Origin of the sequence: Streptomyces sp. NEAU-W12, assembly GCF_026242095.1 — a bacterium.
GTDB lineage: Bacteria > Actinomycetota > Actinomycetes > Streptomycetales > Streptomycetaceae > Streptomyces.
In genome coordinates, this window is sequence record NZ_JAPJDM010000002.1 from 295,141 (window position 1) to 301,278 (window position 6,138).

At 71.5% G+C, this 6,138-nt stretch carries 6 protein-coding genes; 3 read left to right on the top strand and 3 right to left on the bottom strand.

Annotation, left to right across the window (positions count from 1 at the left end; genetic code table 11):
* Positions 1-35: 35 nt before the first annotated feature.
* Complete coding sequence (locus ORI94_RS03540; protein WP_266072279.1) at positions 36-788, top strand: nucleotidyltransferase domain-containing protein; 753 nt, start codon at positions 36-38, stop codon at positions 786-788.
* Here ORI94_RS03540 and ORI94_RS03545 read toward each other — a convergent pair.
* From ORI94_RS03545 to ORI94_RS03555, 3 genes are all read right to left on the bottom strand, one after another.
* Positions 743-1,756: a COX15/CtaA family protein gene (locus ORI94_RS03545; RefSeq protein WP_266072549.1), complete on the bottom strand. Its 1,014-nt coding sequence runs from the start codon at positions 1,754-1,756 to the stop codon at positions 743-745. The genes ORI94_RS03540 and ORI94_RS03545 overlap by 46 nt on opposite strands.
* Positions 1,757-1,835: 79 nt before the next feature.
* Positions 1,836-2,552: an ABC transporter permease gene (locus ORI94_RS03550; protein ID WP_266072551.1), complete on the bottom strand. Its 717-nt coding sequence runs from the start codon at positions 2,550-2,552 to the stop codon at positions 1,836-1,838.
* Between the two features lie 50 nt (positions 2,553-2,602).
* Positions 2,603-3,511 carry an ABC transporter ATP-binding protein gene (locus ORI94_RS03555; protein WP_266072553.1) on the bottom strand — a complete coding sequence of 303 codons (909 nt, stop codon included), beginning with the start codon at positions 3,509-3,511 and terminating at the stop codon, positions 2,603-2,605.
* A gap of 334 nt (positions 3,512-3,845) precedes the next feature.
* Between ORI94_RS03555 and ORI94_RS03560 the strand changes: the two genes are divergently transcribed.
* Both ORI94_RS03560 and sufB read left to right on the top strand, forming a co-directional pair.
* Positions 3,846-4,628, top strand: coding sequence for a helix-turn-helix transcriptional regulator (locus tag ORI94_RS03560; RefSeq protein WP_266072281.1), 783 nt, complete (start codon positions 3,846-3,848; stop codon positions 4,626-4,628).
* Positions 4,625-6,046, top strand: coding sequence for a Fe-S cluster assembly protein SufB (gene sufB, locus ORI94_RS03565; protein ID WP_266072283.1), 1,422 nt, complete (start codon positions 4,625-4,627; stop codon positions 6,044-6,046). Before ORI94_RS03560 ends, sufB begins: the two co-directional genes overlap by 4 nt.
* The last annotated feature ends 92 nt before the right edge of the window (positions 6,047-6,138 follow it).

The window sequence follows — 6,138 nt, forward strand, 5'->3', positions numbered from 1 at the left end:
TGTACGGGCCGGACCGGTGCGTGAAGACTGGGGGGATGCCGACCGACGCCCTGCTCGACCGCTTCCTCGCCGGCCTCGCACCGCTCGCCCCCGTCGCCGTCTGGGCACACGGCTCGCTGGCCGGGGGCGACTACCAGGAGGGCCGCAGCGACCTGGATCTGATCACCGTCCTGGACCGCCCGGTCACGGCGCGGACGGTGTGGAGGGTGGCGCTGCTGCACGCCCGCCTGCGGAGCGAGCCGCTCGCCGGCCGGCTGCACTGTACTTACCTGACGCGCGACACCGCGAAAGACGCCGGACGGCGCCACCTGACCCGGGCACACGAGCAGCTTTTCCGTCGAACGGTCACCCCGGTCACCCGGACCGAGCTGCACAGCTTCGGACGGGTCCTGCACGGCGTGCCGCCCGCGGACGCGCTGCCGCCGGTACCGGACGGCGAACTCGCCGCGTTCGTGGTGCGAGACCAGCGCGACTTCTGGCGCAGGGAGGTGGACCGGGCCGCGAACTGGACGCAGGACGTATGGGTCGACCTGGGACTGCTGACCTTCGCCCGCGCCACGGTCACCCTGCGCGAGGGCCGCCTGATCTCCAAGCGGGAGGCCCTGGAGGTACTGCCCGGCCTGGGTGCCCCCGGTGAAGTCGTCGAGGACATCCGAAGGCGGCGCTACGACGGTCCCGCGCCGGCCGCCCCCGCGCCGACCACCGAGAAGTGGATCCAGCGCCGGGCCGGGCTGACCCGGGGCTACCTGGGCCCGGCGATCGACTCGCTTGTGGCGCGGGACGGCTGAGCGGGCGGCACCGGCACCTCGGCCACCGGCGTGTCCGGCCGCTCGCGCAGCGACAGCAGGACCCGCACCACCCAGATCCACATCACACAGGAGCCGAACATGTGGGCACCGACCAGGACCTCGGGGAGGTCCGTGAAGTACTGGACGTAGCCGATCACGCCCTGCGCGAGGATGATCAGGAACAGCTCGCGGGTGCGGCTCAGCGGGCCACGGGGGGCGTCCACCGCCTTGAGGACGAACCACAGGGCGAACGTCAGCGTCGCCACGATCCACGCCAGCACGGCGTGCAGCTTGCTGACCGTCTCCCAGTCCAGCGGCATCCGCTCGACCTCGCTGGAGTCACCCGCGTGCGGCCCCGCGCCGGTCACCACCGTGCCGACCGCGATCAGCAGCACGGAGACCGCCACCAGGAACCACACCAGCTGCCGCACCGGCATGCCGACCAGCGGCCGGGGCTCCCCGTCGCCCTCGCCGACGCGGTGCCACATCAGGGTGGCCACCGCGATCAGCGCCGAGGAGAGCAGGAAGTGCGCCGCGACCGTGTACGGGTTCAGGCCGACCAGGACCACGATGCCGCCGAGGACCGCGTTGCCCATCACGATCCAGAACTGCGCCCAGCCCAGCCGGGTCAGGCCGCGCCGGTACGGCTTTCGGGAGCGCGCGGCGACGATCGCCCAGCCGACGGCGGCGCACAGCACGTACGTCAGCAGCCGGTTGCCGAACTCGATCAGACCGTGGACGCCCATCTCGCGCGTGGAGGCGATGGAGTCCTCGGTGCACTTGGGCCAGGTCGGGCAGCCCAGGCCGGAACCGGTCAGCCGCACGGCACCGCCGGTGACCACGATGACCACCGACATGACGAGCGCGGCGAGCGCCGCCCGCCGGACCGTCCGGGGGTCCGGGGTCCAGCGTGCGGCGATGAAGGCGAGGGGGCTGCGCAGGGCCGCCTGGGCGTCGGCACGGGTCAGGTTTGGCACGCGACCATCGTAGGACGCCGCTTGTGCACGCTTTCACGAGGGTCCCGCTCGGCGGTACCCGCCGGCCCGCTCACTCCCAGCGGAAGAACCGGCCCGCCGCCGCCAGCCCCGCGACCGCCCACACGGCGAGGACCGCGACCTGGCCCCACGGCAGCCCCGCCCCGTCCTGGAGCACGTCCCGCAGACCCTGCGACAGCGCCGAGACGGGCAGCAGCCCGAGGACGTTCTGCACGGCGTCCGGGAAGGTGTCCAGCGGCACGACGACCCCGCCGCCGACGAGCAGCAGCAGGAACACCAGGTTGGCGGCGGCAAGCGTCGCCTCGGCCTTCAGGGTGCCCGCCATCAGCAGACCGAGCCCCGAGAAGGTGGCCGTGCCCAGCACCAGCAGCACCAGCACCGCGAACGGGCCGCCCTGCGGCGACCAGCCCAGTGCGAACGCGATCCCCGTCAGCAGGGCGATCTGGAGCACCTCGGTGACCAGCACCGACAGCGTCTTCGCGGTCATCAGGGCCCAGCGCGGCAGCGGCGAGGACGCCAGCCGCTTCAGCACCCCGTACCGGCGCTCGAAGCCGGTGGCGATGGCCTGCCCCGTGAACGCCGTCGACATCACCGCCAGCGCGAGGACGCCGGGGGCGAGGAAATCCACGGCCTCGCCCGCGCCGGTGTCCACGATGTCCACCGTGCTGAACAGCACCAGCAGCAGCGTGGGGATGACCACGGTGAGCAGCAGCTGCTCGCCGTTGCGCAGCAGCATCTTCGTCTCGAGCACCGCCTGCGCCGCGATCATGCGGGGGAGTGGCGCCGCGCCCGGCTTCGGTGAGTAGGTTCCGGTGGCCGTCACGAGCGCAGCTCCTTGCCGGTGAGCTCGAGGAAAACGTCTTCGAGGGTGTGCCGCTCCACCGAGATCCGGTCCGGCAGCACGCCGTGCTGTGCGCACCAGGACGTGACGGTGGCGAGCAGTTGCGGGTCCACCTCGCCGACCACCCGGTACGAGCCCGGGGTCACCTCCTCGGCCTGGGAGCCGGACGGCAGCGCCTTGAGCAGGGAGAGCACGTCCAGCCCCGGCCGGCCCGAGAAGCGCAGGGTGTTCTCGGCACCGCCCCGGCACAGCTGCTCGGGGCTGCCCTGGGCCACCACCCGGCCGGCGTCGATGATCGCGACGTCGTCGGCGAGCTGCTCGGCCTCGTCCATGTGGTGCGTGGTGAGGACGACGGAGACCCCGTCGGCGCGCAGATCCCGTACGAGGTCCCAGGTGGCGCGGCGGGCCTGCGGGTCGAGTCCGGCGGTCGGCTCGTCCAGGAACACCAGCTCCGGGCGGCCGACCACGGCCATCGCCAGCGCGAGCCGCTGCTGCTGGCCGCCGGAGAGCCGCCGGTACGTCGTACGGCCGCAGGAACCGAGGCCGAGGCGCTCGATCAGCGCGTCCACGTCCAGGGGGTGCGCGTGCAGCTTCGCCGTGTGCCGGAGCATCTCGTCGGCCCGCGCGCCCGAGTAGACGCCGCCGGACTGGAGCATCACGCCGACGCGGGGCCTGAGCGCGGCCGACTGCCGCACCGGGTCCAGGCCCAGGACGCGCACCGTGCCGGAGTCGGGGCGCCGGTATCCCTCACAGGTCTCCACCGTGGTCGTCTTGCCCGCCCCGTTGGGGCCGAGCACGGCCGTCACGCCCTGCCGTGCCACCAGGTCGAGGCCGTCCACCGCGGTCTTCGTGCCGTACCGCATCACCAGGGCCTGCACCTGGACCATGGGCTCACTTCGCATGGTTCACGAGTCTAGGTACGGGACCGGGGTGCCGGGTCGCGGGGTTCGGCAACTCCTGTGCACGGGGACGGGGTGGTGACCGGGCCCGTGAGTCCGGCGGCGAGGGTGGCCCGGGTGGTAAGAGGGCCGGTCGGAAGGGGGCCGGCAGGCTCGGGAGTGTTCCGGAAGGGTCCTCGGGCCGCCACCGGTTTCCTCGATTCCCCGAGCGACCGGAGATCGTTTCCGCAGGTCACCTTAGGTTTACCTAAGTGATGCAGCGCACCCAGGGCGGATCGTGCGCGGCTTGCCCGGTCCGGATGAATTACGCAACAATGGCGTTGTGAAAAACGTCGGCGAGGCTCCCCAGGAGGAACTCGCGACCGGTGAGCGGTCCACCCGCAACCGGGTCGCGAGGTCCGTCCTGGACCACGGGCCCTCGACCGTCTCCGAACTCGCCCAGCGGCTCGGACTGACCCAGGCGGCCGTCCGCCGGCACCTCGACGCCCTGGCGGGCGACGGAATCGTGGAGGCGCGCGAGCGCAGGGTCTACGGCGCACGCACCCGCGGACGCCCCGCCAAGGTCTTCGCCCTCACCGACTGCGGGCGGGACGCCTTCGACCAGTCGTACGACAAACTGGCCGTGGACGCCCTGCGCTGGATCGGCGACCAGGAGGGCGGCGACGAGGCGATCGCCGCGTTCGCCCGCGCCCGGATCGCCGCCCAGGCCGGCGCGTACCGCGCGGCGGTGGAGGCGGCCGCCCCCGAGGAGCGGGCCCGGGCCCTGGCCAGGGCGCTCACCGCGGACGGGTACTCTGCCACCGCGCGCAGCGCACCCCACCCGCAGCAGGGCGAGCAGCTGTGCCAGCACCACTGCCCGGTGGCCCACGCCGCCGAGCGGTTCCCGCAACTCTGCGAGGCGGAGACGGAGTTCTTCGCCGAGCTGCTCGGTACGCATGTCCAGCGGCTCGCCACCATCGCCCACGGCGACGGCGTCTGCACCACCTTCATCCCGAAGTCCTCGACGGCCCCGACCGCTCCGGCGGGCGCGGAGGCCGGGAAGACCTCGCTCCACATCCGCAACGAATCCGCATCCGCAAGCACGGCCGGGAGGAACCCCGCATGACTCTCCCCACGGAGACTGCCCACCCCGAACTCGAGGGCCTGGGTACGTACGAATTCGGCTGGGCCGACTCCGACACGGCAGGCGCCGCGGCCAAGCGTGGTCTGAGCGAGGACGTCGTCCGTGACATCTCCGCGAAGAAGAACGAGCCGGAGTGGATGCTGAAGCTGCGGCTCAAGGGTCTGCGCCTGTTCGACAAGAAGCCCATGCCCAACTGGGGCTCGGACCTGTCGGGCATCGACTTCGACAACATCAAGTACTTCGTGCGCTCCACCGAGCAGCAGGCCGCCTCCTGGGAGGACCTGCCCGAGGACATCAAGAACACCTACGACCGGCTCGGCATCCCCGAGGCGGAGAAGCAGCGCCTGGTCGCCGGTGTCGCCGCGCAGTACGAGTCCGAGGTCGTCTACCACCAGATCCGCGAGGACCTGGAGGAGCAGGGCGTCATCTTCCTCGACACGGACACCGCGCTGAAGGAGCACCCGGAGCTCTTCCAGGAGTACTTCGGCACCGTCATCCCGGTCGGCGACAACAAGTTCGCGTCGCTGAACTCGGCGGTGTGGTCCGGCGGGTCGTTCATCTACGTTCCCAAGGGCGTCCACGTGGACATCCCGCTCCAGGCCTACTTCCGGATCAACACCGAGAACATGGGCCAGTTCGAGCGGACGCTGATCATCGTCGACGAGGACGCCTACGTCCACTACGTCGAGGGCTGCACCGCCCCGATCTACACCTCGGACTCGCTGCACAGCGCCGTCGTCGAGATCATCGTCAAGAAGGGCGGCCGCTGCCGCTACACGACCATCCAGAACTGGTCGAACAACGTCTACAACCTGGTCACCAAGCGCGCCGTGGCCTACGAGGGCGCGACCATGGAGTGGGTCGACGGCAACATCGGCTCCAAGGTGACGATGAAGTACCCGGCCGTCTACCTCATGGGCGAGCACGCCAAGGGCGAGACCCTGTCCATCGCCTTCGCCGGCGAGGGCCAGCACCAGGACGCCGGCGCCAAGATGGTCCACATGGCCCCCAACACCTCGTCGAACATCGTCTCCAAGTCGGTGGCGCGCGGCGGCGGCCGCACCTCCTACCGCGGTCTGATCGAGATCGGTGAGGGCGCCCCCGGTGCCAAGTCCAACGTGCTGTGCGACGCGCTCCTCGTGGACACCATCTCCCGCTCGGACACCTACCCCTACGTCGACGTCCGCGAGGACGACGTGTCCATGGGCCACGAGGCGACCGTCTCCAAGGTCTCCGAGGACCAGCTCTTCTACCTGATGAGCCGCGGCCTGTCCGAGTTCGAGGCGATGGCGATGATCGTCCGCGGCTTCGTCGAGCCGATCGCCAAGGAGCTGCCGATGGAGTACGCGCTGGAGCTCAACCGGCTGATCGAGCTGCAGATGGAAGGCGCGGTCGGCTGACCCGCCGCCCCGCCCCCGTCGGCCGGCCGACCCCGCCCGCCCGTGGGCGGGCCGGCGCGGGCCGCCCCCTCGGCCCGCCCACGCCGTACTCC

Bases quoted from the DNA above. Each gene is read 5' to 3' on its own strand.
- ORI94_RS03540 (WP_266072279.1), top strand. From the start codon at position 36: ATGCCGACCGACGCCCTGCTCGACCGCTTCCTCGCCGGCCTCGCACCG.
- ORI94_RS03550 (WP_266072551.1), bottom strand. From the start codon at position 2,552: ATGATCGCGGCGCAGGCGGTGCTCGAGACGAAGATGCTGCTGCGCAAC.
- ORI94_RS03555 (WP_266072553.1), bottom strand. From the start codon at position 3,511: ATGGTCCAGGTGCAGGCCCTGGTGATGCGGTACGGCACGAAGACCGCG.
- sufB (WP_266072283.1), top strand. From the start codon at position 4,625: ATGACTCTCCCCACGGAGACTGCCCACCCCGAACTCGAGGGCCTGGGT.